Source organism: Kitasatospora sp. NPDC059571, from assembly GCF_042735675.1.
Taxonomy (GTDB): Bacteria; Actinomycetota; Actinomycetes; order Streptomycetales; family Streptomycetaceae; genus Kitasatospora.
Genome location: NZ_JBHWBW010000464.1, coordinates 1 through 1814 on the forward strand (window position 1 = coordinate 1; position 1814 = coordinate 1814).

The window sequence follows — 1814 nt, forward strand, 5'->3', positions numbered from 1 at the left end:
ACCTGTCCGCCTACGCGGGCCAGTCGGTCACCCTGAAGTTCAACGGCGTCGAGGACTCCTCGCTCCAGACGAGCTTCGTCATCGACGACACCTCGGTCCAGACGAGCTGACGCAAGGACGGAGGGGCCCGGCATCGCCGGGCCCCTCCGCCGTACCCGCGCCCGGGCAGGGCTCAGTCGTTGCGCTCCGCCGCACTGCGCTCCACGCAGAACTCGTTGCCCTCCGGGTCGGCGAGGACGGCCCAGCCGGTGCCGTCCGGCTTGCGCTGGTCGTCGACCAGCGTCGCGCCGAGGGCGAGCAGCCGTTCGACCTCCTCGTCCCGGGTGCGGTCCTGCGGCTGGATGTCCAGGTGCACACGGTTCTTGACGGTCTTCTCGTCCGGCACCTCGATGAAGAGCAGGCCGGAGCCGTCCGTCTCGACGAGCGCCATCGGGTCGCCGGGCTTGTCGTCCTCGTGCAGCGGACGGTCCAACACCTGCGACCAGAAGGTCCCCAGGCGGTAGGGGTCGGCGCAGTCGATCGTCACATGGCGGATGAGGGAGGTCATGGGGCGGATTCTCGACGACCGGACCGGCGGCCGCAAGGCACTGCCGCGGCCACCGGCCGGGTCAGAGCTCGAAGTCCCGGGCCCACTCGGACCACCGGACCGCACGGAGCCCCGGGTCGGCGTCCTCGCCGGACGGGAGGGCGGGCGTCGCCTGGAACCAGGCCACCGCCAGCCGCGACCGGTGCAGGACGGCGTCCAGTTCCCCGTCGACGGGGTGGGATTCGAAGAATCCCGTGCAGGTGACGGCGGGCAGCAGTTCGACCGGGCCGAAGGCGCCTGGCGTCTCGCCGGTCTCCTCCCGGACCGGGTCGACGAGGTGGACCGGGCCGGACGGGTGGGCCCTCTCCAGCGCGGCGCGGAGGCGCCCGACGATTCGGTCGTTCCACCGCCGGAACGGGTAGCCCTCCAGCAGGCCTCCGTAGGTGGAGTGCATCTGAATGCTCGTCAGCTCGACCGAGCGGCCGTCGGCGAGGACGACATGGGCCAGGGCCACGGTGCTTCGATCTCTCAAGTCTCGGGCGGGCTCAGGCCGGGGTGATCCAGACCATCTTGCGGCCGGTCTCCGAGGGGGCGGTGACGGCCGAGTCGTCGATGCGGTCCAGGCGGTAGCCGAGCTTGCGGGGGACGGCGGCGCTGGGCGCGTTGCCCTCGTCGCAGTGGATCTCCACCCGGTCGATGCCCGGCAGGGCGAGGGCCGCGGCGGTGAGCGCCCGTGCGGCCTCGGTGGCGAACCCGCGCCCGCCGTGGTCGCGGGCCACCCAGTAGCCGATCTCCAGCGCGCCGGGCCCGATCCGGCCGTGCAGGCCGAACGCGCCGATCACGACGGTCGGTTCGGCCTCCGGACTGAGCACGTACATGAAGTCGGTGCCCTCGTCCCAGACCTGCTCGCCGGCCTTCGCCGTCTCGATGCTCTGGGCCATGCTCGGCTCCGCCTGCGCCCAGGGCATCCACGGGCGCAGATGGTCCAGGTTGGAGCGGACGGCCGCGTTGAGCGCGGCGGCGTCCGCGGCGCGGCGGCGCCGGAGCAGCACCCCGCCGGGCAGCGCCAGCAGCTCGGGCGGTCGGCCGGTGGAGACCGGGGGCTTACTGGCGGCAGGAGACTCGGCAGCGTCGTTCATGACAAGGATTATTGCCGCAGGCCAGCGGCGTGTTCAACGGCTTTCCGGGCGACGGCGGTTCGGGGGGGCGGGGGGCCCGCGCGCCCCGGGCGCCCCCCCCGCGGCCCCGCCCGCTGCGGGCGTGCTGCCCACCCCCCCCCGGCCCACCC

General features: G+C 73.6%; 3 protein-coding genes. All 3 read right to left on the bottom strand.

Annotated elements, in window-relative coordinates; all coding sequences use genetic code 11:
* Positions 1-172: 172 nt before the first annotated feature.
* Positions 173-547 carry a VOC family protein gene (locus ACFV0G_RS32920; RefSeq protein WP_380555931.1) on the bottom strand — a complete coding sequence of 125 codons (375 nt, stop codon included), beginning with the start codon at positions 545-547 and terminating at the stop codon, positions 173-175.
* 61 nt (positions 548-608) lie between these two features.
* A complete protein-coding gene (locus ACFV0G_RS32925; protein ID WP_380555933.1) occupies positions 609-1040 on the bottom strand; it encodes a hypothetical protein in 432 nt (143 codons plus the stop codon).
* A gap of 31 nt (positions 1041-1071) precedes the next feature.
* On the bottom strand, positions 1072-1665 hold the full coding sequence (locus ACFV0G_RS32930; RefSeq protein WP_380555935.1) for a GNAT family N-acetyltransferase: 594 nt from the start codon (positions 1663-1665) through the stop codon (positions 1072-1074).
* Positions 1666-1814: the final 149 nt, after the last annotated feature.